Source organism: Streptomyces sp. CA-250714, from assembly GCF_050936705.1.
GTDB lineage: Bacteria > Actinomycetota > Actinomycetes > Streptomycetales > Streptomycetaceae > Streptomyces.
On the sequence record NZ_JBNJMI010000002.1, the window covers coordinates 1,467,556 to 1,491,957 of the forward strand.

Consider the following 24,402-nt stretch of genomic DNA (forward strand, 5'->3'; position numbering starts at 1 on the left):
CTGCTGGACCTCGGCTGCGCCGTGCCCGCGGGGTCGTCAGGAGTCGAGCGGGGGCTGCTCGCGCGGGGGCTTGGGGACGCTGGGCGGGGTGGGGGTGCCGCCGCGAGTGCCGCCGTTTCCGCCGGAGTCGGGGCGGAAGTTGTCGAGGGCGCCGCCGAGGCCCTTGAGGGCGTCGCCGATCTCGCTGGGGACGATCCAGAGCTTGTTGGCGTCGCCCTCGGCGATCTTCGGGAGCATCTGGAGGTACTGGTAGGAGAGCAGCTTCTGGTCCGGGTCGCCGGCGTGGATGGACTCGAAGACCGTGCGGATGGCCTGGGCCTCACCTTCGGCGCGCAGAGCGGCGGAGCGGGACTCACCTTCGGCGCGCAGGATGGCCGACTGCTTCTCACCCTCGGCGGTGAGGATCTGCGACTGGCGGACACCTTCGGCCTGGAGGATCGCGGCGCGCTTGTCACGGTCGGCGCGCATCTGCTTCTCCATCGAGTCCTGGATGGAGGTGGGCGGCTCGATGGCCTTCAGCTCGACGCGGTTGACGCGGATGCCCCACTTGCCGGTGGCCTCGTCGAGGACGCCGCGCAGCGCGGCGTTGATCTCCTCGCGGGAGGTGAGCGTCCGCTCCAGGTCCATGCCGCCGATGATGTTGCGCAGGGTGGTGACGGTGAGCTGCTCGATCGCCTGGATGTAGCTGGCGACCTCGTAGGTGGCGGCGCGGGCGTCGGTCACCTGGTAGTAGATGACGGTGTCGATGTTCACCACGAGGTTGTCCTGGGTGATCACCGGCTGCGGGGGGAAGGGGACGACCTGTTCCCTGAGGTCGACACGGTTGCGTACGGTGTCGATGAAGGGGACGACGATGTTCAGGCCCGCGTTGAGGGTCCGGGTGTACCGGCCGAAGCGCTCGACGATCGCCGCACTCGCCTGTGGAATGACCTGGATCGTCTTGATGAGTGCGATGAAGACCAGCACCACCAAGATGATAAGGACGATGATGATGGCGTCCATGGTCTTGCCCCCTGCATGGTGTAAAGCGCTGCCTGAAGAGTTACTGCCCGTGTGCGGATGCTCATAGCCATCACATCACGACCGCGGTGGCCCCGTCGATCTCGACCACGTCAACCTGACTGCCAGGCTCGTAAGTTGTGTCCGAATCGAGGGCGCGAGCTGACCAGATCTCACCGGCGAGCTTGATACGGCCGCCGGTTCCGTCGACCTTCTCCAGCACCAGGGCCTGCTTGCCCTTGAGCGCGTCGACTCCGCTTGCCAGAGCGGGGCGTTCGGTCCGCATCCGGCGTGCGACGGGCCGTACGACCAGGATCAGTGCCGAGGCGACGATCGCGAAGACGATGACCTGGGCGACCGGGCCTCCGCCGATCCCGGCCGTCCCCGCGGCAGCGACCGCGCCCACCGCCAGCATGCCGAACTCGGGCATGGCCGTGATGATGAGCGGAATCCCCAGCGCTGCGGCGGCTACGAGCCACCAGACCCATGCGTCCACACGGCCATGGTAGGCGTACGGTCAGCGCAGCGGCAGGCCCTGTGCGGTCCAACGGCCGTTCTGCGTCTCGACGACCAGCGGCAGGCCGAAGCACAGCGAGAGGTTACGAGAGGTCAGTTCGGTCTCCAGTGGCCCGGCTGCCAGCACCCGTCCCTGGCGGAGCATCAGAACATGGGTGAAGCCCGGCGGGATCTCCTCCACGTGGTGGGTGACCATCAGCATGGAGGGGGCGTACGGGTCGCGCGCGAGCCGTCCGAGGCGCCGTACGAGGTCCTCGCGCCCGCCCAGGTCGAGTCCGGCCGCGGGTTCGTCCAGGAGCAGCAGTTCGGGGTCGGTCATCATGGCCCGCGCGATCATGGTGCGCTTGCGCTCGCCCTCGGAGAGGGTGCCGAACTTCCGGTCCAGGTAGTCGGACATACCGAGCCGGTCGAGGAAGGCGAGCGCGCGGTCCTCGTCGACCTTGTCGTAGCTCTCCTGCCAGTGCGCCGTCATGCCGTAGGCCGCGGTGAGCACGGTCTCCAGCACGGTCTGGCGGCGGGGCAGCTTCTCGGCCATGGCGATGCTGGCCATGCCGACGCGGGGACGCAGCTCGAACACGTCTACGCTGCCGAGGCGTTCACCGAGGACGGCGGCGCTGCCGGAGGTCGGGAACAGATAGCTGGAGGCGATGTTGAGCAGCGTGGTCTTGCCCGCGCCGTTCGGCCCGAGGATGACCCAGCGTTCGCCCTCCTTGACCGACCAGGAGACATCGTCCACCAGAGCACGTCCGTCGCGGACCACGGATACGTCCACCAGCTCCAGTACTTCGCTCATGAGCGCGTTGTCTCCTATTGCAGTCGCGTTTAGGTGCCTGTGGGCACATTCCCCAGGGGAAAACCTACGCCACCGTGTGCGAAGCCTGTTCCCTAGGCTTGGTTCATGCTCACAGAACCTCGCTCGGGGCGGCTGGCCGCCTGGGGAAACGCACTGCTCGCCGGACTCGTCTCGCCGGACGAGGCGGCCGAGCGCATCGCGGAACAGGATGCGCGGCACCGCGTAGTGCTGCCGGGGGACGACGGTGACCCGGTGGGGCTGACGCTGGCGCTGGGGCGGCTGCGGTCGCTGGGTGCCGTGGGGCTGCGGGTGGCGCTGCCGGTGCCCGGCCATCCGCTGGGGCTCAGCGGGCCGCCGGAGTTCAACGCGCGGGCGCTGGAGGCCGAGGAGGCGGTGCTGGTGTACGGCACCGCGCTCGGTCTGGTGCCGGAGGTGTACGAGGCGGGGCCGGCGGACGCGGATCCGGAGGACGTGCATACGGAGGTGCTGTGGGAGTGCCTGCCGGTGCGGGAGGCCCCGCCGGCCGATGTGCCCTCGCTCGCGGAGGCGGAGCGGGAGCTGGCGGAGGCGATGCGGGAGGCCACTCAGGTGCTGACGCGGCTCGATGTGGCGGGCTCGGGCCCGGTGGCCGACGCGGCGCTGGAGGCGTACCGGGCGCGGATGGAGGCGGGCCGGCAGCTGCTGGCGCCGGGCTATCCGCCGCGCGCTGTGCGGGTGCTGGAGCTGGCCCAGCGGGTGGGAGCGCTGGTCTCGATCGCGTACGGGGACGGGGGTGCCGCCGGTGACGGGAGGGAGCACGGGGGCGCGGTGAGCGCCGCGGAGATGGCGGCCCGCGCCGAGGCGCTGCGGCCGGTGGAGCGTACGGCGCGGCGGGCGCAGGTGGCCGCGTACAACGCCTATGCGGAGGAGCTGGAGCGGCGGCGGGAGGGCGGGCAGGCCTGAGCGGTGCCGCCCGCCCTCCCGGCGTGCCGGCCCCGCGGGTCAGTTGTGCGTGTGGTTGCCGAAGGCGGGGTTGAGGACGCCGACGACGTTGACCGAGTTGCCGGTGAGGCGCACCGGGACGTCGACCGGCACCTGCACCAGGTTGCCCGAGCCGACGCCCGGCGAGTTGACGGCCTTGCCCTGTGCGACGGCGCTGTCGGCGCACGCGGAGCCGGCCGAGGCGCCGGCGGCGACACCGGCGGCGGCGATGACGAGGGCGGCCTTCTTGGCGGTGTTCATGGGGGTTCTCCCTGTGGTTCTGCTGAACGGTGCCGCGGCCGACCGCCGCGGGCACGCCATGGAGAACGGAGCACCCGTCGCGAGGGTGCGCAGAAAAGATGACGACCACACGACGGTATGAATTGCCGTACGGAGGGGAACGCCTGGCCGGTTCCCCGTCAGCCCGTCACCCCGTGGCGGACCGCCCACAGGGCCGCCTGGGTGCGGTCGGCCAGGTCGAGCTTCATCAGGATGTTGGAGACATGGGTCTTGACCGTCTTCTCCGACAGCACGAGCGCGCGGGCGATCTCGCGGTTGGAACGGCCGTCGGCTATCAGGCCGAGCACCTCGCGTTCCCGCTCGGTCAGCGAGGGGCCGCGCCCCGCGGCACCGCTCTGGTCGTCGGAGAGCAGCGCCCCGGCGACCTCGGGTTGCAGCAGTACGTGACCGGCGTGCACCGAGCGGATGGCTCCGGCCAGCGCTTCGGGGTCGACGTCCTTGAAGACGTACCCCGCGGCACCGGCACGCAGTGCGGGGACGACGGTGCGCTGCTCGGTGAAGCTGGTGACGATCAGCACCCGCGCCGGGTTGTCGCGATCACGCAGCGTACGCAGCGCCTCGACGCCGTCGGTCCCGGGCATCTTGACGTCCATCAGGACGACGTCGGGTCGCAGCTCCTCGGCGCGGGCCACGCCCTCGGAGCCGTCCGACGCCTCCCCCACGACCTCGATGTCGTCCTGCACCTCGAGAAAGGTGCGCAGTCCGCGCCGTACGACCTGGTGGTCGTCGACGAGCAGCACACGGATCGGGTCAGCCACCGGGCACCTCCAATTCGACAACTGTGCCCTTGCCGGGCTCCGACTGGACGGTCAGCGTGCCGCCGACGCCGGAGGCCCGGTCGCGCATCGAGACGAGGCCGAGGTGGCGGCCCGCCGAGCGCACGGCGCCGGGGTCGAAGCCCGTGCCGTCGTCGGTGACGGTGAGGACGACGGACGGCCCGCGGCGGACGAGGGCGACGCGGACGTGCGTGGCGTCCGCGTGCCGCAGTGCGTTGTGCAGTGCTTCCTGGGCGACGCGCAGCAGGGCCTCCTCCTGTGCCGAGGGCAGCGCCCGGACGCCCTCGCACACGAAGTCCACCTCGGCGCTGTGCGCGCGGTCGAGGACCTGGGCCTGGGTGCGCAGGGTGGCGACGAGGCCGTCCTCGTCCAGTGCGGCCGGCCGCAGTTCGACGACGGCGGCGCGCAGTTCGTCGGCTGCCTCGCCGGACAGCCGGGCCACCTCGTGCAGTTCGGCCTTGGCGCGCTCCGGATCGCGGTCCACCAGGGCCGTGGCCGCCTGCGCCGTCAGCCGCAGGGAGAAGAGCTTCTGGGCCACCGCGTCGTGGAGTTCGTGGCCGATGCGGGTGCGCTCCTCGGCGATGGTCAGCTCACGGCTGCGCTCGTACAGCCGCGCGTTGGTGAGTGCGATGGCGGCGTGCTGGGCGAGCAGCCGCAGCAGTTCCTCGTCGTCCTCGGTGAAGGCGCAGGCCCGTTCCCTGGAGGCCGGGCGGCGCTGTTCCCGCGTGGCCGGGTCGCAGCGCTTGTTGGCGAGGAAGAGGGCGCCGAGCACCTGCTCGCCGTCGGCGATGGGCATGCCGAGGAAGTCGGCCATCGAGGGGTGCGCGGAGGGCCAGCCGCCGAAGCGGGGGTCCTTGCGGACGTCGGCGAGGCGCTGCGGGGTGGCGTCGTGCAGCATCGCGGCGAGGATGCCGTGCTGGCGCGGCAGCGGGCCGATGGCCTTCCACTGCTCCTCGCTGACTCCGGCGACGACGAACTGGGCGAAGCCGCCGTGGTCGTCGGGTACGCCGAGCGCCGCGTACTCGGCGTCGAGCAGGTCGCGGGCCGAGGCGACGATCGTCTGGAGGACGTCGCGCACCTCGAGCCGGCGGTTCATGGCGAGCAGCGCCGCACTGACCGCGGCGAGCCCGGAGCGGGGGACCATGCGATCACCGTACTCGCGCCGCCGCCGGCGCGGGATCGGGCCGCGGCCAGGGGCGGGAGGGTCCGGTGGACCTAGGTCCGACGTCCTACGGGCCCTCCCAAGCGCAGCAAAGGGGCCCCCTCATGCGAGGGAGCCCCTTCCCTGCGTTTCAGGCCCTCACTTGCGCATGATCTCCGGCTCGTGCCGCCGCAGCAGCCGGATGATGACGAAGTAGCACAGCACGCCCATCGCGACGAGGATGCCGATGTCCATCGTCCACTGGTCCAGCGAGTGGTCCCACAGCGGGTCGGTGTTGGTCGGGTCCTTGTCGTCCTGCGGCATCAGGCGCCCCAGCTCGATCGTCGTACCCAGGGCCGCCATCGCCCACCGGGACGGCATCAGCCAGGCGAGCTGCTCCACACCGGGGCTGTCGAAGAGCTTGAAGAGCACACCGGTGAAGACGACCTGTACGACCGCGAAGAGCACGAGCAGGATCATCGTCTTCTCGGAGGTCTTCACCAGCGAGGAGATGATCAGGCCGAACATCATCGAGGTGGCGCCGAGCGCGATCATCACCAGGGCCATCTCGATGGCCGGGTTGGAGGCGAGCAGGCCCTCCTCGGGAAGGTCGCGCGGGTAGAAGCCGACGACGCACATCAGCACGCCCTGGATCGCGGCGACCACGGCCAGGACGATCACCTTCGACATCAGATAGGCCGACCGGGACAGCCCGGTTGCCCGTTCGCGTTCGTAGATGACCCGTTCCTTGATCAGCTCACGCACCGAGTTGGCCGCACCCGAGAAGCAGGCGCCGATGGCGAGGATCAGCAGGATGGGACCGGCGTCGCCGTTGGTCTTGCGCGGTGGTGCCGTCAGTCCGTAGTCGGACGGCATCAGGGTGCTGACCAGGCCGAGGAGCAGCGGGGTGACGAAGGACAGCACCAGGAAGGAGCGATCCGAGGCGATCACCGAGACATAGCGTCTGATCAGCGTCCACAGCTGGCTGCCCCAGCTCTGCGGCTTCTGGAGCCTGGTCGGCTGCATCGCCTGCTGGTGTGCCGCGTACGGGTCCTGCTGCGGCATCTGCTGGTCGATGTCGGCCGCGTACATCTGGTAGTGCTGCGAGCCCTGCCAGCGACCCATCCAGTCGTAGTCGCGGTAGTTCTCGAAGGCGGAGAAGACGTCCGCCCACGAGTCGTAGCCGAAGAAGTTCAGCGCCTCCTCGGGCGGGCCGAAGTAGGCCACGCCGCCGCCCGGCGCCATCACCAGGAGCTTGTCGCACAGCTGGAGCTCGGCCACCGAGTGGGTGACGACCAGCACGGTGCGGCCGTCGTCGGCCATGCCGCGCAGCAGCTGCATCACGTCGCGGTCCATGCCCGGGTCGAGGCCCGAGGTGGGCTCGTCCAGGAAGATCAGCGACGGCTTGGTGAGCAGCTCCAGGGCGACGGAGACGCGCTTGCGCTGGCCGCCGGAGAGGGAGGTGACGCGCTTGTCCGCGTGGATGTCGAGCTTGAGCTCGGCCAGCACCTCCTCCACCCGGGCGTTGCGCTCGGCCTCGGCGACGTCGCCGGGGAAGCGCAGCTTGGCCGCGTAGCGCAGCGCGGTGCGGACCTTCAGCTCCTTGTGCAGGATGTCGTCCTGCGGGACGAGACCGATGCGCTGCCGCAGCTCGGCGAACTGCTTGTAGAGGTTCCGGTTGTCGTAGAGGACCTCGCCCACGTCGGCCGGGCGGTAGCCGGTGAGCGCCCGCAGCAGTGTGGACTTGCCGGAGCCGGACGGGCCGATCACGCCGACCAGCGACTTCTCGGGCACGCCGAAGGTGACGTTGTTGAGGATGACCTTGCCGCCGTCGACCTTCACCGTCAGATGGCGGGCCGAGAAGGAGACCTCACCGGTGTCGACGAACTCCTCCAGCCGGTCCCCGACCAGCCGGAAGGTGGAGTGGCCGACACCGACGATGTCCTGCGGCGTGATGGCGACCGTGCCCGAGCGGGGTATCGGCTGGCCGTTGACGTAGGTGCCGTTGTGGCTGCCGAGGTCGCGGATCTCGCAGCGGCCGTCGGGCGAGGCGTGGAACTCGGCGTGGTGCCGGGAGACCTGGAGGTCGGAGACGACCAGTTCGTTCTCCAGCGCACGGCCGATGCGCATCACCCGGCCGAGGGAGAGCTGGTGGAAGGTGGTCGGGCTGCGGTCGCCCGCGGGCTGCGGGGCCGCACCGCCCTGACCGCCCGGCATCCCGCCTCCGCCGGGTCCGCCCATGCCCTGCTGTGGCATGTGCTGCTGCGGCGGCTGCTGCGCGTACTGCTGCGGCGGTGCCTGCTGCATCTGCTGCGGCATCTGGGGCTGCTGCTGCCAGCCCGGGGGTGGCTGCTGGGGCTGCTGACCCCAGCCGGGACCCCCCTGGCCGCCGACCTGCGGCTGCTGGGTCGGGGCGCTGTGCTGGGCGGCGGCCTGCGCCGCCTGGGGCTGCCCGTGCTGCTGATGCTGACCCTGCTGCTGCGGCGCCGTCTGACCGCCGTACATGTCGGCAACCGGCGCCTGGCCACTGCCGGCCCCGCCGGAGAAGCCGAGCCGCGGGCCGTCGGTGGCGTTGCCCAGATGGACGTTCATGCCGGGGGCGAGCTCCAGCTGCTGGATCCGCCGCCCTTGCACATACGTACCGTTGGTGCTGCCGTGATCCTCAATGACCCAGGCGCGCCCTCCCCAGCGCACCGTGGCATGCCGCCAGGAAACCCTGGCGTCCTCGATCACCACGTCGCCCTGCGGATCGCGGCCGAGGGTGTAGGCCCTGGACTGATCCAGCGTCCAGGTCTGTCCGTTCAATTCCAGTACGAGTTCCGGCACTCCATGCCCCACAAAGTTGTCCCCCGAGGTACCCCCTTCGGAGAGGGAGTCTAGGGATGGCGAACATCGTGAGGAACTATTTCAGGCTCGGCCGCCGGACAGGAAGCCGGGCCAGCGCTAGGGACCAGGCTGTGACCGTTCTGGCCAGGGAATGTCGGAGAGAAAGGGGCCTCGCTGCGGATGCCCCCACGGATCGCCACCGATCACGACTGATACGGACAAGAGTGGTGCGCGGCGGACACGGAGCGCAGGTGGGGCGGGTACGGCGCACGGACGCGGTCGGGCCCCGACAGGGCTGACGGGCCTGGCGGCGGTAGTGTGAGAGGACCATGAGCACACCTGTGGCGCACCCTCCGTCGTACGCCGAAACCCCGACCCTGCTGGTCAAGATTTTCGGCAAGGACCGGCCCGGCATCACCGCCGGCCTCTTCGACACCCTGGCGGCCTTCGCCGTCGAGGTCGTCGACATCGAGCAGCTCGTCACCCGTGGCCGCATCACGCTGTGCGCCCTGGTGACGTCACCCACCACCGGCACCGGCACCGAGGGGGAGCTGCGCGCGACCGTGCACAGCTGGGCGGAGTCGATGGGGCTGACCGCCGAGATCATCTCCGGTACGGGCGACAACCGGCCGCGCGGCGTCGGTCGTTCGCACGTCACCGTGCTGGGCCACCCGCTCACCGCGGAGTCGACCGCCGCCATAGCGGCCAGCATCACCTCCACGGGCGGCAACATCGACCGCATCTTCCGGCTCGCCAAGTACCCGGTCCTCGCCGTGGAGTTCGATGTCTCGGGTACGGAGACGGCGTTGCTGCGTACCTCGCTGGCGCTGGAGGCGGCGAAGTACGGCGTCGACGTGGCCGTTGTCGCCTCGGGGCTCCAGCGGCGGGCGCAGCGGCTGGTGGTGATGGATGTGGATTCCACCCTCATCCAGGACGAGGTGATCGAGCTGTTCGCGGCCCATGCGGGCTGCGAGGCGGAGGTCGCCGAGGTGACGGCGCGGGCGATGCGCGGCGAACTCGACTTCGAGGAGTCGCTGCACGCGCGGGTCGAACTGCTGGCGGGGCTCGATGTGTCGGTGGTCGAGAAGGTGCGCGAGGAGGTGCGGCTCACTCCGGGGGCGCGCACCCTGATCCGTACCCTCAAGCGGCTCGGCTTCCAGGTGGGCGTCGTCTCCGGCGGCTTCACGCAGGTGACGGACGCGCTTCAGGAGGAGCTGGGGCTGGACTTCGCCTCCGCCAACACGCTGGAGATCGTCGACGGCAAGCTGACGGGAAAGGTCACCGGGGAGATCGTGGACCGCGCGGGCAAGGCGCGGCTGCTGCGGCGGTTCGCCGACGAGGCGGGGGTGCCGCTGGCGCAGACCGTCGCCATCGGTGACGGCGCCAACGATCTGGACATGCTCAACACCGCGGGGCTCGGCGTCGCCTTCAACGCCAAGCCCCTGGTGCGGGAGGCCGCTCACACCGCGGTGAACGTGCCGTTCCTGGACACGGTGCTCTATCTACTGGGCATCACGCGCGAAGAGGTCGAGGCCGCGGACGGGCCCGAGAAGCCCTTCGAGAGGGTCTGAGCTCCCTCCCGACGGCCCGGCCTCTGGACGGCCGGACGTTTCGCGCCCGACCGGCTCGCGCTCTCCGCCGACGAGCTCATAGCTGCCGACGAGCTCGTAGCTGGCGACGGCCTCATTCGTGCGGCGACCAGAAGTGGGTCAGCTCCGCGCTGCCGGGCTGCACCGATTTCCACGAGCCGGTGTACCGCAGGATGGCCACCGCCGCCGTGGGGAAACCGCGGGCCATCCGCTCCTGCGCTTCCTGGTCGGCGGCCCCGGCGAGCACGTCGGCGACCGACTGCATACCGGGGTTGTGGCCGATGATCAGCAAGTCCCGCACTTCGTCGGCGACTTCGTTGATGACCTCGATGATCTGGCCGGGCGGCGCCTCGTAGAGACGCTCCTCGTAGACCGTCTTGGGCCGCTGTGGGAGATGTGAGACGACCAGCTTCCATGTCTCGCGGGTGCGGGTCGCTGTCGAACAGAGGGTGAGTTGCGGGGTGATGCCCTGACCGGCGAGCCATTCGCCCGCCGCTGGGGCGTCCAGGCGGCCTCGCTCCGCGAGGGGCCGCTCGTGATCCGCCACCTGGGGCCAGTCCGCCTTGGCGTGCCGGAGAAGGACGATACTGCGGGGCACATCGACGCTCATGTGTCCCAGCTTCGCATGAAACCCGCTGACAGGCGCGGGGTGTTGGACGGTCGGTCCCCCATGGGTGACGGACGGTGATGCACCGCTCACCCGGCACCGCTCCCCTCACCGCTCCCCGTCACCGGGACGGCTCAGCCCGGCCTCAGCCCGTGAGGGAACCCCACAGATGGGTGAGGAAGGACAGCAGCGGGCTGTCCGCGGCACGCTGGGCTGCGTCCGCCTGTCCCCCGCCCATCAGGAGGACCAGCAGCAGGGCGAAGCCGAGTATCGGGAGCAGCACTCCCCACCAGGGCAGCCGCGTCTGTGCGACGTCCGACTGCCTCGGTCGTGCGGCGCCCTGGGCCGGGCGGTTCCTGCTCCGGTCCGATGTCAGGTGCGCGGGGGCCGTCATGGGCTTCGCCTCCGGATTCCGTGGGCCTTGCTCGTTCTCGTATGCCTCGACGGTACGGAGGACGGGAGAGCGATCCCATCCGGTGAGCCACCCAGTTACCCCTGACGCCAACCCCCTAGGGGATGGTGGTGCCAGCTACACCCCCGGGCGGACTCCCGACGGACGACAGACGGGCGACCGGCGGGACCCGGCGGGGGTGCGGAGCGGTGTCAGCCGGCGGCGATGCTGGCGATCACACCGATGACGACGGTGACGGCCATCATCGCGCCGAAGATCATCAGCAGCTTCTTCTGCGGTTCCGGGGGGTTCGGTTCGAGCACTGGCATGTGAGCCAGTGTCGCACTCAGCGTCCTTCCTCGATGACCCGGTCCCTGCCCGCCAGCAGCCCCGTCGCCATCTGCGCGAACATCAGCAGGGCCATCAGCAGGAGCGGCAGGTGCCAGTCACCGCTGAGGTCGTGCAGCGAGCCGACGAGCAGCGGGCCCGGGATGGAGATGAGATAGCCGGTGCTCTGCGCGAAGGCGGAGAGCTTGACGACCCCGGCGTTGGACCGGGAGCGCATGCCGATCATGGTGAGGGCCAGCGGGAAGGCGCAGTTGGAGACGCCCAGCACCAGGGCCCACGCCCAGGCACCGGCGGCGGGGGCGAACCACAGGCCCGCGTAGCCGACCAGGCCGCAGACGCCGAGGGCGAGCACCAGCGGGCCCTGATGCCGCATCCGGGCGGCCAGCTTCGGCAGGACGAAGGAGAGCGGGACGCCCATGCCCATCGTCACCGCGAGCATCACACCGGCCGCCGAGGCGGAGACCCCGGCGTCCCGGAAGATCTGCGGCAGCCAGCCCATGGTGATGTAGGCGGCGGACGCCTGGAGGCCGAAGAAGACAGCGAGCGCCCATGCGGTGGGCGACTTGGTCATACGCAACGCGGGCGCACCGCCCCCGCGCCCCCCGGAGCCGCCCCGTACGGAGCCGGAGCCCGCCTGCGTACGGCCCCTGGTGCGGGACTCGGTGGTGGCCTCGCCCTCGACGGTCTGTTCGGGCACGGCCTCCTGTACGGCCTCCGGCTCGGGGGTGTGGGCCGCACGGTGCCGGGAGACCACTGCCCACGGGACGACGGCGACGGCGGCCAGCGCCGCCCAGCTGCCCAGGCCGACCCGCCAGCTGCCGCCGAGCGCGTCGGTCATCGGCACGGTGACGGCTGCGGCGCCGGCCGTGCCCAGGGCGAGCGCCATCGAGTAGAGCCCGGTCATGGAGCCGACCCGGTCGGGGAACCAGTGCTTGACGATGACGGGCATCAGGACGTTGCTCACCGCGATCCCGGCGAGGGCGAGCGCGGTGGCGGCGAGGAAGGTGGCCGTGCCGCCCGCCAGTGGCCGCAGGGCGAGGCCGAGGGTGATGGCGACCATGCCGGCCAGCACCACGGGGGCCGGGCCGCGGCGGCGGGCCAGCCGGGGGGCGAGACCGCCGAAGACGGCGAAGCACAGCGGCGGCACGGAGGTCAGCAGCCCCGCGACGGTGCCGCTCATGCGCAGTCCGTGCCGTACCTCCTCCAGCAGCGGACCGAGCCCGGATATGGCGGGGCGCAGATTGAGCGCCGCGATCACCATTCCGGCGGCGATCAGACCGAACAGCCAGCGGGGCACCGCGGGGCCCGCGGCAGCGGGGTCGGGGGTCGGGGCCTGGGTCCCGGTGGGGCGCTCGGGGACGGTACGGGTCCCCAGATCGGTAGCGGGTGCGAAGTTCCTGCTGTCGTCGTCTGCCATTGCCATGCGACCCATCATAGAATCATGGGATGAATACTGCCCAACCAATTGATCCGCCCTCGCTCCCCGCGCTCTCCGCCCTGCACCGCGCCCCCCTGGCCGCCCAGGTGATCGCGACACTGCGGCAGCAGATCACCTCCGGGGAGTGGCCGGTGGGCAGCCGTATCCCGACCGAGCCGGAACTGGTCGAGCAGCTCGGCGTGGCCCGCAACACGGTGCGGGAGGCGGTGCGCGCCCTCGCGCACAACGGGCTGCTGGACATCCGGCAGGGTTCGGGCACCTATGTGGTGGCGACCAGTGAGCTGGCCGGGGTGATGCACCGCAGATTCGCGGGCGCCGATCTGCGGCATGTGGCGGAGCTGCGCTCCGCGCTGGAGACGGCGGGCGCGCGGCTGGCGGCACGCCGCCGTACGGACGCCGACGTGGAGCAGCTCGACGGGCTGCTGGCGCGGCGCGAGGCGGCCTGGGACTCGGGGGACGTCGAGCACTTCATCGACGCCGACCGGAGCCTGCACATGGGCGTCGTCTCCGCCTCGCACAACGAGGTGCTGGCAGCGCTGTACGCCGACCTCGGCGAGGTGCTGCGGGCCTACCTCCGGCAGGACGTGGGCGAGGAACTGCGCCCGGAGAACTACATGGACCACACCCGGCTGCTGGATGCCATCCGCGCCCAGGACGCGGAGGCCGCCTCCGAAGAGGCGGCCTCGCATACGGCGGAATGGGGCGACGGCGCGCTGTAGCCGTCCGGCGGCTCCCCCATGGGTGTATGCCGCTCGTTCGGTCAGGCGCCCATCATGTGGACGCCGCCGTCGACGTGGACGATCTCTCCCGTGGTCTTGGGGAAGAAGTCCGAGAGCAGGGCCACGACGCCGCGGCCGGCCGGCTCGGGGTCGGTCAGGTCCCAGCCGATGGGGGCACGGGTGCTCCACACGTCGGACAGTTCCTCGAAGCCAGGGATGGACTTGGCGGCCATCGACTTGATCGGGCCGGCCGAGACCAGGTTGCAGCGGATGTTCTTGTGCCCCAGGTCGCGCGCGAGGTAGCGGGAGGTGGCCTCCAGCGCGGCCTTGGAGACGCCCATCCAGTCGTACTTCGGCCAGGCCAGCTGCGCGTCGAAGTCCATGCCGACGACGGAACCGCCGCGCTTCTCCAGCAGCGGCAGCAGCGCCATCGTCAGCGACTTGAGCGAGTACGCCGAGACCTCGACGGCCGTGGCGACCGACTCCCACTCGGTGTTGAGGAAGTTGCCGCCGAGCGCGTCCTGCGGGGCGAAGCCGATGGAGTGCACGACGCCGTCGAGCGCGGTGTCGTCGCCGAAGTGCTCGACGACCTTCGCGGCGAGCCCGTCCAGGTGCTCCTTGTTCTGCACGTCCAGCTCGATGACCGGCGCCTCCTTGGGGAGCCGCTTGGCGATGCGCTCCACCAGTGACAGCCGGCCGAAGCCGGTCAGTACGACCTCGGCGCCCTCCTCCTGGGCGACCTTTGCCGCGTGGAAGGCGATCGAGGAGTCGGTCAGCACGCCGGTGATCAGGACGCGCTTTCCAGCGAGGATTCCGCTCATGTTCAGTGACCCATGCCCAATCCGCCGTCCACGGGAATGACGGCTCCGGTGATGTACGCGGCCTCGTCGGAAGCCAGGAAGCGGACCGAGGAGGCGACCTCCTCCGGCGCGGCGTAGCGGCCCAGCGGGACCTGCTTGACGATGTCCTCGCGCTGTTCGTCGCTGAGCGCGCGGGTCATGTCGGTGTCGACGAAACCGGGCGCGACGACGTTGCAGGTGATGTTGCGGGAACCCAGCTCGCGGGAGAGCGAACGGGCGAAGCCCACCAGACCGGCCTTGGAGGCCGCGTAGTTGGCCTGGCCCGCCTGTCCCATCAGTCCGACGACCGAGGAGATCAGCACGATACGGCCCTTGCGGGCGCGCAGCATGCCGCGGGAGGCACGCTTGACCACCCGGAAGGTGCCGGTGAGGTTGGTGTCGAGCACCGAGGTGAAGTCGTCCTCGGACATCCGCAGCAGCAGCTGGTCGCGGGTGACACCCGCGTTGGCGACGAGTACCTCGACCGCGCCCTGCTTCTCCTCGATCTCTTTGTACGCCTGCTCCACCTGCTCCGGCTCGGTGATGTCGCACTTGACGCCGAGGAAGCCCTCGGGCGGCTCTCCGGAGCGGTAGGTGACGGCGACCTTGTCGCCTGCCTCGGCGAAGGCACGGGCGATGGCGAGGCCGATGCCGCGGTTCCCTCCGGTCACGAGCACTGAGCGGCTCACTGTGTGACCACCCTTTCTGCTTCTGCTGTCGCGGTCTGTCGCAAAGAGAACCTATCCGGCGCCGCCAGGTCACGAGCACTCGGGCACGGACAGGGGCACCTGCGGCCTCCTGTGGAGTCCCTACAGAAACGCCGAGGGCGATCGGTGTCGGTGCGGGCGCATAGACTTCCCGTGACCGTATTCAGCAACCACCACACCAGGACAGTGACGTGACACGCCTCGGCGACTCCGTACAGCGCGCCAGTGAGCTGCTGGCCCAGGACCTCTCCTCCGACACCAACGTCGAGCGACTGCTCGCGGAGACCGGGGCGCGGCGCTATCTGGACCTGAGCGATCTACCGGCCGAGGAGCAGGCCGAGCTGATCGGGGCGCGGTCGGTCGAGCTGCTGCCGTCGGTGGAGAAGCTCGCCGAGCGGATCGAGGAACGCGCGGCCCAGGGCAAGGGCCTGCACATCAAGCTGGGCATCGACCCGACGGCGGCGGATGTGCACCTGGGGCACACGGTGCCGATGATCGTGCTCAGCCGCTTCCAGCGGATGGGCCACGATGTGACGCTGATCATCGGCGACTTCACCGCCAAGATCGGCGACCCCTCGGGGCGTACGGCCGAACGTCCGCCGCTGACCGACGAGGACATCGCGCGGAACCTGTCCGGCTACCAGGAACAGGTGCGGCCCTTCTTCGACTTCGAGAAGGTGCGTTTCGCGCACAACAGCACATGGCTGGCCCCCTTCACGCTGCCGAAGCTGCTGGGACTGCTGGCACAGGTTCCGGTCTCCTCCCTGCTCCAGCGCGAGGACTTCCGCAACCGGCTCTCGGAGGGCTCGGGGCTGACGATGTCCGAGCTGCTCTACCCCGTCGCGCAGGCCCTCGACTCCGTCGAGCTGGACTGCGACGTGGAGCTGGGCGGTGTCGACCAGCTGCTCAACCTCCAGATGGGCCGCCGGGTGATGGAGGCGTACGGGCAGCAGCCGCAGCTCGTGGTCACCATGCCGCTGGTCGAGGGCACGGACGGCTCCGGCGCCAAGATGTCCAAGTCCAAGGGCAACTACGTGGGCCTGGGCAGCGCGCCCGACGAGGTGTTCGGCAAGATCATGTCGATCCCCGACCGGCTGATGGTCCCCTACCTGCGGGCCTGGACCGAATGGACGGACGCGGAGATCGAGCAGGCCACGGCCCGGATCGCGGCGGGTTCGCTGCACCCGATGGATCTGAAGAAGGTCCTGGCGGGCGAGGTCGTCGCGGCCCTGCACGGCGTGCCCGCTGCGATGGCGGCCCGTGCCCACTTCGTGGCGCAGTTCTCCAAGAAGTCCTTCTCCGACGTGGACACGCTGCCCTTCGTGACGGTGGCCGAACACGGCGAGGAAGGCGTCGCCGCGGTGCTGACGAAGGTCCTGGAGTTCACCCCGAGCGCGTCGGCCGCCCGCAGGATCGCCAAGCAGAACGGGCTGCGGCTGATCGTCGAGAAGGGCGGTCAGGAGCAGCAGGCCGTCGTGCTCTCCGAGGCGGAGGCGCTGCGCCCGCTGGCCGAGGTCGCCCGGGAGGCGGTGGCCGCGCAGGCAGGCGGCGCGGCCGACGCTGTGTACCTGAAGGCGGGCCGCAAGGTCGCCGAGATCCGCGGTCTGTGACGGTGCGCGGCGGGCCGGCGGGCCATGTCGTACCCGGCTCTCCAGCCGGGGTACGCAGCCTGCCGGACCCGCCGTGCCGCCGTCGTACGCAGGACGGCCGGTCCGGTACGCGCAGCGCCCCGGTCTCGTAGCGGACGCATCCGGGGCGTACCGTGGAAAACGTCCGGATCTCCGTGCAAGGCCACGGAGAACGGCAGGTGAGCAGGTGGTGGAATGTGATGCGGAAGCAGCACCAGCCGGAGGTTTTCCGGATCACCGGGGCCCGTCAGGGGCTGCAGGAGGATGTGCGCGGGAGGCAGCGCCGCTATGTGATCTCCATGCTGATCCGCACGGTTGCCGTCCTGCTCACAGTGGTGTTGTGGAACGTCCAGCGTCCGCTGGCGGTGGGGACGCTGGTGCTCGGACTGATTCTTCCGTACATCGCGGTGGTGATCGCCAACGCGGGCCGGGAGAACGCTCCTTCCGCTCCCCCGACGGTGCTGGCCACTCCTCCGCGCGAGCCGCTGGAAGGCTCGCGGGTGACGAAAGCGGAGGGGGAGACCGCCCCCGAAGAGGCTCCGGAAGGGGCTGAGTCGGCCCCGAACGGCACATCGAGCGACCGCAGTTGATCTGGCTCTTCGCACAAAGCTCAAGAAAACCTCAGATCAATCCTGCGGTTCCGGTGCACTGCGGCCGCTCCCGCATGCCATACTTCATGTGCGCTCCGCATCCCCCGTCGGAGCGATGGACCGACGCCGGGCGGCTCCCCCCGTGGCTGCCCGGCGTCGCTTAATGTCCGGACGGTGAGGGAAGATGGGGGCGTGATCCCTTCCGCCTCCCCCTCCGCCGAGGGGCCCGACACCCCGATCTGCTCCGCCAAGGGCTGCCGTGAGCCGGCCGTGTGGGTGCTCGCCTGGAACAACCCGAAGCTGCACACCCCCGAGCGCCGCAAGACCTGGCTGGCGTGCGAGGAGCACCGCGAATATCTGTCGAAGTTCCTCGGCGTCCGCGGCTTCCTGAAGGACACCGTGCCCCTGGCGGAGTGGGAGTCGGCCGACGGGGCGTAGGGCTTGTGCGGGATCAGCCGCTGACGGGGCTTTTGTCCCGGATCAGTCGCTGAGCGGGAGCTTGGGCTTACCCCGGATCAGCCGTCGGCCGGGCCTTTGTCCCGGATCAGCCGCCGATCGCCGACATCGGGCGCTGCGGCTGGACGAACGAGGGGTCGTCGATCCCCGCTCCCGCCTTCTTGCCCCACATCGCCTTGCGCCACAGCGCCGCGACCTCCGCGTCGGAGGCGCCGCCGCGCAGCGCGCCCCGCAGATCGGACTCCTCCGTGGCGAACAGGCAGGTGCGCACCTGTCCGTCCGCCGTCAGCCTGGTGCGGTCACAGGCCCGGCAGAACGGCCGGGTGACCGAGGCGATGACGCCCACCCGCTGCGGGCCGCCGTCCACCAGCCACCGCTCGGCCGGGGCCGAACCACGCTTCTCCTGCCCCTCCGCGGTGAGGGTGAAGCGGGTACGCAGCGACGCCAGGATGTCACCGGCGGTGATCATGCCTTCGCGCTGCCAGCCGTGCTGGGCGTCGAGCGGCATCTGTTCGATGAAGCGGAGCTCATAGCCCTCTTCCAGCGCCCACGCCAGCAGGTCGGGGGCCTCCTCGTCGTTGAACCCCGGCATCAGCACCGCGTTGACCTTCACCGGCGTCAGGCCCGCGTCCCGTGCCGCGGCCAGGCCGCGCAGCACATCGGCGTGCCGCTTGCGGCGGGTCATGCGCTGGAACGTCTCCGGGTCCAGGGTGTCCAGCGAGACGTTGACCCGGTCCAGACCCGCCTCGCGCAGCGCCTCCGCGGTGCGCTCCAGACCGATGCCGTTGGTGGTCAGCGACATCCTGGGGCGGGGCTCCAGCTCCGCGCAGCGCGCCACTATGCCGGTCAGCCCCGGGCGCAGGAGGGGCTCGCCGCCGGTGAAGCGGACCTCGGTGACGCCGAGGTCGGTGGTGGCGATGCGGATCAGACGGACGATCTCGTCGTCCGTCAGCAGCTCGGGTTTGGCGAGCCACTGCAGGCCTTCTTCCGGCATGCAGTACGTGCAGCGCAGGTTGCAGCGGTCGGTCAGCGAGACGCGCAGGTCGGTGGCGACCCGGCCGTAGGTGTCGAGCAGCATGCTGACGGGCCTCCCAGGTGCGTGAGCTGCTTCGCAGCGTAGGTCACGCCTGTGACATTCGAACAGCGCCAATTGTTACCCCCTCGCACCTGAGAGGGCCCCACCGCTTGAGGGCCCGCATCCGCGGGGGGCGCCGGGGGTGGGTGGGGACCGGAGCGAGGGTGGGGTGGCGCTGGGAGGGCGGGGAGGGGTGGTCGCGGCGCAGGGTGGGTGGGTGGGGGGTGGGGGTTGGGGGACGGCCCCCCGCCTGCCGCCGGGCCCGGCTGGCTTGTGGGGGCACGCCCCCTTTGTATTTCGGCTGCCGCCGACAGGTCGTGTCGGGGGGCTCCGCCCCCCAACGGCCCCCCGCTAGGTGGGCTTCGCCCCCCTAGGACCCCCCTTCCGCAAGACCGCCACCTATTGACGTAAGAGCAGACCGCTTCAGGGCTACTGCCCTTTGTCTGCGGGTGGCGCCCATATCTGGGGTTGGAGCAATGGGCGCTCTCATCCACCCCAGATATGGGCGCCACCCGCAGCGAATAGTCCTGGAGCAGGGGCGGAGGACGAATTGTCCAGACGGAGGCATTGGGTCGGGGGGGGCTCCTAGGGGGGCGGAGCCCCCGTAGCGGGGGGCAGTTGGGGGGCGGAGCCGCCCCAACGCCCGTCCGGCGAGGACCGGGGGTTTGGGGGCAGCGCCCCCAACACGAGAGGGGACCCGGGGGTGGGGCCCTCAACCCACCACCCCCACCCACCCGGCCCAACTACGTACCCGGTTACAACCGGCGGAGCCCTCAGTGGGCGCCCACGCCCGTCATGGAGCGCACCTCCAACTCGGCGTACTTGGCGCCGCCAGCGCCCTCATCCTTGGAGACCAGCGACCCGACCCACCCGAGCAAGAACCCCAGCGGAATGGAGATGAGCCCCGGATTCTCCAGCGGGAACCACGCGAAATCGGCGTCGGGGAACATGGAGGTCTCCTTGCCGGTGACCACCGGCGAGAAGAACACCAGCACCACCGACGAGAGCAACCCACCGTAGATCGACCACAAGGCACCCGCGGTGGTGAAGCGCTTCCAAAAAAGGCTGTACAGCAGCGTGGGCAGGTTCGCGGAAGCGGCGACCGCGAAGGCCAGGGCGACCAGTCCCGCGACGTTGAGCTTGCCCGCGAAGATGCCCAGCCCGATGGCGACGGCGCCGATGATGACGGCGGAGACGCGGGCCGCCTTGACCTCCTCCTTCTCGCTGGCCCTGCCCCTGCGGATGACGTTGGCGTACAGGTCGTGGGCGAAGGAGGACGAGGAGGCGAGCGTCAGCCCGGCGACGACCGCGAGGATGGTGGCGAACGCGACCGCGGAGATCATCGCCAGCAGCACGGCGCCGCCGGTCGAGTCCGCGCCGCCGCCGATCTCCTGGGCGAGCAGTGGTGCCGCGGTGTTGCCCGCCTCGTTGGAGTCGGTGATCGTCTTCGGGCTGAGCAGCGCGGCGGCGCCGAAGCCGAGCGCGATGGTCATCAGGTAGAAGACGCCGATGATGCCGATGGCCCAGTTCACCGACTTCCGGGCCGCCTTGGCGGTGGGCACGGTGTAGAAGCGGATGAGGATGTGCGGCAGCCCGGCGGTGCCGAGGACGAGCGCGATGCCCAGCGAGATGAAGTCGATCTTCGAGGTCGTCGTGACGCCGTACTTCAGTCCGGGTTCGAGGAACGACGCGCCCTTCCCGCTGTTCTCGGCGGCAGCGCCGAGCAGTGAGGAGAGGTTGTAGTTGAACTTGTGGAACACCAGGACGGTGATGATGACCGTGCCGCCGATCAGCAGGCACGCCTTGATCATCTGGACCCAGGTGGTGCCCTTCATACCGCCGATCGTCACGTAGAGGATCATGATGACGCCGACGAAGACGACGATCAGGTTCTTGCCCACCTCGCCTGTGATGCCCAGCAACAGCGCGACGAGCGCCCCGGCGCCGACCATCTGGGCGAGCAGGTAGAAGATCGAGACGACGATGGTGGAGACGCCGGCCGCGGTCCGGACGGGGCGCTGCCGCATCCGGTAGGCCAGTACGTCGCCCATGGTGTAACGGCCGGAGTTGCGCAGCGGTTCGGCGACCAGCAGCAGGGCCACCAGCCAGGCGACGAGGAAGCCGATGGAGTAGAGGAATCCGTCGTATCCGGCCAGCGCGATGGCTCCGGCGATGCCGAGGAACGACGCGGCCGACATGTAGTCGCCGGAGATGGCCAGCCCGTTCTGGAAGCCGCTGAACTGCCGCCCACCTGCGTAGAAGTCGGTGGCGTCCTTCGTTTTGCGGCCTGCCCAGACGGTGACGGCGAGGGTGGCGACGACGAAGAGGGAGAAGAGGGTGATGATCAGCGGGCGGTGCTCGCTGGCGCCGTCGGCCGCCAGCTGGGTGGCGGGCGCCGCGAACTGGTGGGTGAGACTCATGCGTCGTCCTCCTTGCCGGTGAGCTCGCCCTTGTCCTTGCCGAGGCGGTCGGCCTGGTGGCCGATCCCGCCGCCGGCGGCCCGCTGGAGGTTCTCCGCCTCCAGCCGCGTCTTGAGCGCTTCCGCCTTGGGGTCGAGCTTGGCGGCGGCGAACCGCGAGTACCACCAGGCGATCAGGAAGGTCGTCAGGAACTGCGCGAGACCGAAGACGAAGGCGACATTGATGTTGCCGACGACCTTGGTGCCCATGAACCCGCCCGCGTAGTTGGACAGCAGGACATAGAGCAGGTACCAGACGATGAATCCGACGGTGAGCGGGAAGACGAACGAACGGTAGCCGCGCCGCAGCTCACCGAACTCGGCGCTGTGCTGCACGTCCGTGTAGTCCCGGGGGCCCGGGGGGCCGGAACTCGCGTGCTCTGGGGCGGTGTCCACAGTGACTCCAGACGGAACGTGAGGAACGTGTTGGGGGACGGTACGGAAGAAATTGTGACCCACGTCTCAATAGACGCACAGTGCGCGCATCGTAGATCGTGTGTCGGCCCGACAACAGGGGTCGGTAGTTGAAACGGATAAGACCGATCACGGTTGTGCACAGCCTTCGGACTTTCTTCATCAATCCATTGCAGTTACCTGGCCCACAGGGATAACTTCCGTCGTCTGTGGACAACTTCAGACGACATGGAGACCGCATGGATTCGAGACCATCCAGACGGCGGCGCGCCCTCGCGGTGCCGTTGGGACTGGTACTGACCGCCTCCCTCGGTCTGGCGGGCGCGGCTGCCGCGAACGCGCAGACCACCGAGAGGGCCGCAGCCGCTGACGCGGCGCCCAAGGCGAAGTCCGGCGAGAAGCTCAGCTACATCGTCAACACCGAAACCGGCGGCGGTACCGTCGAACGGGTCAAGAAGGAAATACGTGAGGCTGACGGCAAGGTCGTCGCCACGTATCAGAAAATAGGCGTCATCGTCGCGCACTCCAGCAACCCGGAGTTCGGCGAGACGATGCGCGCGGTCGACGGCGTCGACTCTGCGGGTGCCACCCGCACCGCCCCGCTCAAGGCCGCCACCACCACCGAGGTGGGCAAGCCGGACTTCGTCAAGGAGCCCAAGGCGAAGTCCGCTCTGGCGAAGGCGAAGGCCAAGGAGCAGGAGCCGCTGGAGTCCCTGCAGTGGGACAAGCGGGCCATCAAGGCCGACAAGGCAGCCAAGGTCGACGAGGGCAGCAGGAAGGTCACCGTCGGCGTCATCGACACCGGTGTGGACGACACCCACCCGGACCTGAAGCCCAACTTCTCCGCGAAGCAGTCCGCGAACTGCGTCGGCGGCAAGGCCGACACCACGCCCGGTGCCTGGCGTCCGTACAACCCGGACGGGGACTACCACGGCACCCACGTCGCGGGCATCATCGCCGCTCCCCGTAACGGGGTCGGTATCGCGGGCACCGCGCCCGGCGTGAAGATCGCCTCTCTCAAGGTGAGCGAGCCGGAGACCGCGCTGTTCTACAGCGAGGCCGTCGTGTGCGCGATGGTCTACGCGGCCGACCACGGCATCCAGGTCACCAACAACAGCTACTACGTCGACCCGTGGCTCTACAACTGCGACGACCAAGCGGACCAGAAGGCCATCGCCGAGTCGGTGCAGCGTGCCATCAGGTACGCGCAGGGCAAGGGCGTCACCACCGTCAGCTCGGCGGGCAACTCCTCGCACGACCTCGCGGCGAGCGAGATCGTGGACGAGACCAGCCCGGACGACAGCACGCCGGTCAAGCGCACGATCAACCCGGCCACCTGCCCGGACGTGCCGACGATGCTGAACGGTGCGACCTCCGTCTCCTCGACGGGTCCTGAGGATCTGAAGTCGTACTACTCCAACTACGGCCGGAACCAGATCGACGTCACGGCTCCCGGCGGTGACCGGTCGTTCCAGACGCCGGAGGAGCCCGCCAAGGACGGCGGCGTGCTGTCCACCATGCCGAACGGCGAGTACGCCTACCTCCAGGGCACCTCGATGGCCGGACCGCAGGTCGCGGGCGTGGCGGCGCTGCTCAAGAGCAAGCACCCCAAGTCCAGCCCGCAGGAGATCTCCTGGCTGCTGAAGGCGCAGGCGCAGACCCTGCCCTGCCCGGAGAAGTACGACCCGGGCAACCGCGGCACCTACGCCGCGAAGTGCACCGGTGTGAAGGGCAACAACAGCTTCTACGGCCACGGGCTCGTGGACGCGCTGGCGGCCGTCACCAAGTGACGACCGCCGGCTGTTGAGGCAGCCCCGCTGTCAGGACAGCTGCCGTGAGGGGCCGGACCGCGAATCCAGCGGTCCGGCCCCTTCCGTCGTGTGCCCGCCCGGGCCGGCGGGCTGCGCGGTGTCCGTGGCCGGCTGCCAGCCGGGGCCGTGGAAGATCCGCCCGGCACGCTCGCGCCAGCCGCGCGCCGCGCGGAGGTCGCGGGCGATGGCCGCGTACTCGTGGGTGGCGACGCGCAGCGGGTTGTAGGTCTTGATGTTCTTCGTCAGCCCGAAGACACAGGCGTCGGTCTCCGGCACGAACGAGCCGAAGAGCCGGTCCCAGACGATCAGGATGCCGCCGAAGTTACGGTCCAGATAGCTGCCCTGCGAGGCGTGGTGCACCCGGTGGTGCGAGGGCGTGTTGAAGACGAACTCGACGGGCCGGGGCAGCTTCCCGATCCGCTCGGTGTGGATCCAGAACTGGTAGACGAGGTTGGTGGAGGAGCAGAACGCGAGGGCCGCCGGATGGACGCCGCAGGCGATCATCGGCACGTAGAACGGCCACACGGTCCAGGTCGTCCACGGCTGGCGCAGCGCGGTGGTGAAGTTGAACTTCTCGCTGGAGTGGTGCACGACGTGGCAGGCCCACAGGATGCGGATCACATGGTGGCCACGGTGCGACCAGTAGTAGAAGAAGTCCTGCGCGAGCAGCATCAGGGGCAGGGTCCACCAGAGGATCGGCACGCGCAGCGGGGTGAGTTCGTAGATCGCCGCGTAGATCGCGACGATCGGTATCTTCCACAGCGCGTCGAACACCAGGCTGCCGAGCCCCATGGTGATGCTGGTCGCGGCGTCCTTCACCTCGTACCCGGCGGAGTCTTCGTCCGGATGCAGCCGGTAGCTCACCATTTCGATGACGGTGAGCAGGACGAAGGCGGGGATGGACCACAGGACGACATCGGGCAGGCTAGACGGCATGTCAGCAAGGTAAAGCCGGTGACGGCGCCGCGCCAGGGGTTGTTACCGCCGGGTATGAAGTTCTTGCGTCACCCGCGCAAGGCTC

Annotated in this window: 24 protein-coding genes; 7 read left to right on the forward strand and 17 right to left on the reverse strand. The window is 69.8% G+C overall.

Annotation, left to right across the window (positions count from 1 at the left end):
• Positions 1–36: 36 nt before the first annotated feature.
• From ACQEU8_RS25460 to ACQEU8_RS25470, 3 genes are all read right to left on the reverse strand, one after another.
• Positions 37–1,002: an SPFH domain-containing protein gene (locus tag ACQEU8_RS25460; protein ID WP_433104946.1), complete on the reverse strand. Its 966-nt coding sequence runs from the start codon at positions 1,000–1,002 to the stop codon at positions 37–39.
• A gap of 70 nt (positions 1,003–1,072) precedes the next feature.
• A complete protein-coding gene (locus tag ACQEU8_RS25465) occupies positions 1,073–1,495 on the reverse strand; it encodes an NfeD family protein (RefSeq protein WP_433104948.1) in 423 nt (140 codons plus the stop codon).
• 21 nt (positions 1,496–1,516) lie between these two features.
• On the reverse strand, positions 1,517–2,308 hold the full coding sequence (locus tag ACQEU8_RS25470) for an ABC transporter ATP-binding protein (RefSeq protein WP_433104950.1): 792 nt from the start codon (positions 2,306–2,308) through the stop codon (positions 1,517–1,519).
• Positions 2,309–2,413: 105 nt separating this feature from the next.
• On the opposite strand from ACQEU8_RS25470, the gene ACQEU8_RS25475 reads away from it, so the two are divergent.
• Positions 2,414–3,250, forward strand: coding sequence for a hypothetical protein (locus ACQEU8_RS25475; protein WP_433104952.1), 837 nt, complete (start codon positions 2,414–2,416; stop codon positions 3,248–3,250).
• Positions 3,251–3,289: 39 nt separating this feature from the next.
• On the opposite strand, the gene ACQEU8_RS25480 is transcribed toward ACQEU8_RS25475, so the two are convergent.
• The 4 genes from ACQEU8_RS25480 to ACQEU8_RS25495 all read right to left on the reverse strand — a co-directional run bounded on the left by ACQEU8_RS25480 (position 3,290) and on the right by ACQEU8_RS25495 (position 8,323).
• A complete protein-coding gene (locus tag ACQEU8_RS25480; protein ID WP_433104954.1) occupies positions 3,290–3,529 on the reverse strand; it encodes a chaplin in 240 nt (79 codons plus the stop codon).
• Between the two features lie 158 nt (positions 3,530–3,687).
• Positions 3,688–4,326 (reverse strand): response regulator, encoded by a 639-nt coding sequence (locus ACQEU8_RS25485; protein ID WP_433104956.1) that lies wholly within the window; start codon positions 4,324–4,326, stop codon positions 3,688–3,690.
• Complete coding sequence (locus ACQEU8_RS25490) at positions 4,319–5,488, reverse strand: GAF domain-containing sensor histidine kinase (RefSeq protein ID WP_433104958.1); 1,170 nt, start codon at positions 5,486–5,488, stop codon at positions 4,319–4,321. Before ACQEU8_RS25490 ends, ACQEU8_RS25485 begins: the two co-directional genes overlap by 8 nt.
• Before the next feature lie 156 nt (positions 5,489–5,644).
• Positions 5,645–8,323: an FHA domain-containing protein gene (locus tag ACQEU8_RS25495; RefSeq protein ID WP_433104960.1), complete on the reverse strand. Its 2,679-nt coding sequence runs from the start codon at positions 8,321–8,323 to the stop codon at positions 5,645–5,647.
• Positions 8,324–8,640: 317 nt separating this feature from the next.
• Here ACQEU8_RS25495 and serB point away from each other — a divergent pair, with 317 nt between their 5' ends.
• Complete coding sequence (gene serB, locus ACQEU8_RS25500) at positions 8,641–9,882, forward strand: phosphoserine phosphatase SerB (protein WP_433104962.1); 1,242 nt, start codon at positions 8,641–8,643, stop codon at positions 9,880–9,882.
• Positions 9,883–9,994: 112 nt separating this feature from the next.
• On the opposite strand, the gene ACQEU8_RS25505 is transcribed toward serB, so the two are convergent.
• The 4 genes from ACQEU8_RS25505 to ACQEU8_RS25520 form a co-directional block, all read right to left on the reverse strand.
• Positions 9,995–10,510, reverse strand: a complete 516-nt coding sequence (locus ACQEU8_RS25505) for a SixA phosphatase family protein (RefSeq protein ID WP_433104964.1) — start codon at positions 10,508–10,510, stop codon at positions 9,995–9,997.
• Between the two features lie 142 nt (positions 10,511–10,652).
• On the reverse strand, positions 10,653–10,901 hold the full coding sequence (locus tag ACQEU8_RS25510; RefSeq protein WP_433104966.1) for a hypothetical protein: 249 nt from the start codon (positions 10,899–10,901) through the stop codon (positions 10,653–10,655).
• Between the two features lie 209 nt (positions 10,902–11,110).
• Positions 11,111–11,227: an SGM_5486 family transporter-associated protein gene (locus tag ACQEU8_RS25515; RefSeq protein WP_433104968.1), complete on the reverse strand. Its 117-nt coding sequence runs from the start codon at positions 11,225–11,227 to the stop codon at positions 11,111–11,113.
• Between the two features lie 17 nt (positions 11,228–11,244).
• Positions 11,245–12,663, reverse strand: a complete 1,419-nt coding sequence (locus tag ACQEU8_RS25520) for a CynX/NimT family MFS transporter (protein ID WP_433108705.1) — start codon at positions 12,661–12,663, stop codon at positions 11,245–11,247.
• A 29-nt stretch (positions 12,664–12,692) separates the two neighbouring features.
• Here ACQEU8_RS25520 and ACQEU8_RS25525 point away from each other — a divergent pair, with 29 nt between their 5' ends.
• Positions 12,693–13,403, forward strand: coding sequence for a FadR/GntR family transcriptional regulator (locus ACQEU8_RS25525; protein ID WP_433104970.1), 711 nt, complete (start codon positions 12,693–12,695; stop codon positions 13,401–13,403).
• A gap of 41 nt (positions 13,404–13,444) precedes the next feature.
• Here ACQEU8_RS25525 and fabI read toward each other — a convergent pair whose 3' ends face one another.
• Positions 13,445–14,224 carry an enoyl-ACP reductase FabI gene (gene fabI, locus ACQEU8_RS25530; protein ID WP_433104972.1) on the reverse strand — a complete coding sequence of 260 codons (780 nt, stop codon included), beginning with the start codon at positions 14,222–14,224 and terminating at the stop codon, positions 13,445–13,447.
• A gap of 2 nt (positions 14,225–14,226) precedes the next feature.
• Positions 14,227–14,931 carry a 3-oxoacyl-[acyl-carrier-protein] reductase gene (gene fabG / locus ACQEU8_RS25535; protein ID WP_433104974.1) on the reverse strand — a complete coding sequence of 235 codons (705 nt, stop codon included), beginning with the start codon at positions 14,929–14,931 and terminating at the stop codon, positions 14,227–14,229.
• Between the two features lie 209 nt (positions 14,932–15,140).
• On the opposite strand from fabG, the gene tyrS reads away from it, so the two are divergent.
• From tyrS to ACQEU8_RS25550, 3 genes are all read left to right on the forward strand, one after another.
• A complete protein-coding gene (tyrS, locus tag ACQEU8_RS25540) occupies positions 15,141–16,559 on the forward strand; it encodes a tyrosine--tRNA ligase (protein ID WP_433104976.1) in 1,419 nt (472 codons plus the stop codon).
• A gap of 218 nt (positions 16,560–16,777) precedes the next feature.
• Positions 16,778–17,167 carry a DUF3099 domain-containing protein gene (locus ACQEU8_RS25545; RefSeq protein ID WP_433108707.1) on the forward strand — a complete coding sequence of 130 codons (390 nt, stop codon included), beginning with the start codon at positions 16,778–16,780 and terminating at the stop codon, positions 17,165–17,167.
• 192 nt (positions 17,168–17,359) lie between these two features.
• Entirely contained in the window at positions 17,360–17,605 is a 246-nt protein-coding gene (locus tag ACQEU8_RS25550) for a hypothetical protein (RefSeq protein ID WP_433104978.1), read from the forward strand.
• Between the two features lie 106 nt (positions 17,606–17,711).
• Here ACQEU8_RS25550 and moaA read toward each other — a convergent pair whose 3' ends face one another.
• From moaA to ACQEU8_RS25565, 3 genes are all read right to left on the reverse strand, one after another.
• Entirely contained in the window at positions 17,712–18,701 is a 990-nt protein-coding gene (gene moaA / locus ACQEU8_RS25555; protein WP_433104980.1) for a GTP 3',8-cyclase MoaA, read from the reverse strand.
• A gap of 770 nt (positions 18,702–19,471) precedes the next feature.
• Positions 19,472–21,118, reverse strand: coding sequence for a solute symporter family protein (locus ACQEU8_RS25560; RefSeq protein ID WP_433104982.1), 1,647 nt, complete (start codon positions 21,116–21,118; stop codon positions 19,472–19,474).
• On the reverse strand, positions 21,115–21,552 hold the full coding sequence (locus ACQEU8_RS25565; RefSeq protein ID WP_433104984.1) for a DUF485 domain-containing protein: 438 nt from the start codon (positions 21,550–21,552) through the stop codon (positions 21,115–21,117). The genes ACQEU8_RS25560 and ACQEU8_RS25565 overlap by 4 nt, the downstream gene beginning before the upstream one ends.
• 257 nt (positions 21,553–21,809) lie before the next feature.
• Between ACQEU8_RS25565 and ACQEU8_RS25570 the strand changes: the two genes are divergently transcribed.
• Complete coding sequence (locus ACQEU8_RS25570; RefSeq protein WP_433104986.1) at positions 21,810–23,360, forward strand: S8 family peptidase; 1,551 nt, start codon at positions 21,810–21,812, stop codon at positions 23,358–23,360.
• Positions 23,361–23,390: 30 nt separating this feature from the next.
• Here the strand turns inward: ACQEU8_RS25570 and ACQEU8_RS25575 are convergent, their stop codons facing one another.
• Positions 23,391–24,317, reverse strand: coding sequence for a sterol desaturase family protein (locus ACQEU8_RS25575; protein ID WP_433104988.1), 927 nt, complete (start codon positions 24,315–24,317; stop codon positions 23,391–23,393).
• Positions 24,318–24,402: the final 85 nt, after the last annotated feature.

Excerpts from the sequence above, each read along its gene's own strand:
- ACQEU8_RS25470 (WP_433104950.1), bottom strand. The coding sequence starts at position 2,308 with ATGAGCGAAGTACTGGAGCTGGTGGACGTATCCGTGGTCCGCGACGGA.
- ACQEU8_RS25510 (WP_433104966.1), bottom strand. The coding sequence starts at position 10,901 with ATGACGGCCCCCGCGCACCTGACATCGGACCGGAGCAGGAACCGCCCG.
- moaA (WP_433104980.1), bottom strand. The coding sequence starts at position 18,701 with ATGCTGCTCGACACCTACGGCCGGGTCGCCACCGACCTGCGCGTCTCG.
- ACQEU8_RS25560 (WP_433104982.1), bottom strand. The coding sequence starts at position 21,118 with ATGAGTCTCACCCACCAGTTCGCGGCGCCCGCCACCCAGCTGGCGGCC.
- ACQEU8_RS25515 (WP_433104968.1), bottom strand. The coding sequence starts at position 11,227 with ATGCCAGTGCTCGAACCGAACCCCCCGGAACCGCAGAAGAAGCTGCTG.
- ACQEU8_RS25505 (WP_433104964.1), bottom strand. The coding sequence starts at position 10,510 with ATGAGCGTCGATGTGCCCCGCAGTATCGTCCTTCTCCGGCACGCCAAG.
- ACQEU8_RS25475 (WP_433104952.1), top strand. The coding sequence starts at position 2,414 with ATGCTCACAGAACCTCGCTCGGGGCGGCTGGCCGCCTGGGGAAACGCA.
- ACQEU8_RS25545 (WP_433108707.1), top strand. The coding sequence starts at position 16,778 with ATGCGGAAGCAGCACCAGCCGGAGGTTTTCCGGATCACCGGGGCCCGT.
- ACQEU8_RS25490 (WP_433104958.1), bottom strand. The coding sequence starts at position 5,488 with ATGGTCCCCCGCTCCGGGCTCGCCGCGGTCAGTGCGGCGCTGCTCGCC.
- fabI (WP_433104972.1), bottom strand. The coding sequence starts at position 14,224 with ATGAGCGGAATCCTCGCTGGAAAGCGCGTCCTGATCACCGGCGTGCTG.
- ACQEU8_RS25525 (WP_433104970.1), top strand. The coding sequence starts at position 12,693 with ATGAATACTGCCCAACCAATTGATCCGCCCTCGCTCCCCGCGCTCTCC.
- serB (WP_433104962.1), top strand. The coding sequence starts at position 8,641 with ATGAGCACACCTGTGGCGCACCCTCCGTCGTACGCCGAAACCCCGACC.
- ACQEU8_RS25575 (WP_433104988.1), bottom strand. The coding sequence starts at position 24,317 with ATGCCGTCTAGCCTGCCCGATGTCGTCCTGTGGTCCATCCCCGCCTTC.
- ACQEU8_RS25480 (WP_433104954.1), bottom strand. The coding sequence starts at position 3,529 with ATGAACACCGCCAAGAAGGCCGCCCTCGTCATCGCCGCCGCCGGTGTC.
- ACQEU8_RS25460 (WP_433104946.1), bottom strand. The coding sequence starts at position 1,002 with ATGGACGCCATCATCATCGTCCTTATCATCTTGGTGGTGCTGGTCTTC.
- ACQEU8_RS25570 (WP_433104986.1), top strand. The coding sequence starts at position 21,810 with ATGGATTCGAGACCATCCAGACGGCGGCGCGCCCTCGCGGTGCCGTTG.
- ACQEU8_RS25520 (WP_433108705.1), bottom strand. The coding sequence starts at position 12,663 with ATGGCAGACGACGACAGCAGGAACTTCGCACCCGCTACCGATCTGGGG.